The sequence below is a fragment of the Streptomyces sp. GbtcB7 genome (genome assembly GCF_019091445.1).
Lineage (GTDB): Bacteria > Actinomycetota > Actinomycetes > Streptomycetales > Streptomycetaceae > Streptomyces > Streptomyces mirabilis.
This window is the reverse complement of sequence record NZ_JAGXJM010000154.1, coordinates 1-394: the sequence shown is the minus strand read 5'-3', so window position 1 is coordinate 394 and position 394 is coordinate 1. Positions and strand designations below refer to the sequence as shown.

General features: G+C 70.8%; 1 protein-coding gene. It reads left to right on the top strand.

What is annotated here, in order from left to right:
* Positions 1–356, top strand: a 356-nt coding sequence (locus KVT44_RS55635) for a hypothetical protein (protein WP_217576881.1), incomplete at its 5' end; no start/stop codon positions are given.
* Positions 357–394: the final 38 nt, after the last annotated feature.

Here is a 394-nt window from a genome sequence, read left to right as displayed (position 1 = left end):
TCCGAGGAGGAGGGAACCCGATGAGCGCCGACGCCAACTGGCTGGCCTTCGTCCAGGTCTTCGTCGCGGCGCTCCCCGCCGCCGCGACCGTGGTCGCCTTCTACGCGATCGGTCTGCGTCTGCTCGTTCGGGCGGGACGGGTGCCGGTGGTCATCCCGGCCACCTTCACCGACGCGCTGACCGTGATGACGCCCAAGGAGCAGAAGCGGGCCGCCAAGGCCGCCAGGAAGGCCGCCAAGAAGAACCCGCTGAGCCCGGCGCAGAAGCGCATCGCCCTCGTCGGGGCGTACGCCGCGTTCGCGGTCTGCGGCCTGGTCGTGCTGGGCGGGCTCCTGCTCATCCTGTTCAACCACTGATCGCCGCGCGTCCGGGGGCGTCAATAGGCTGGGTGGCA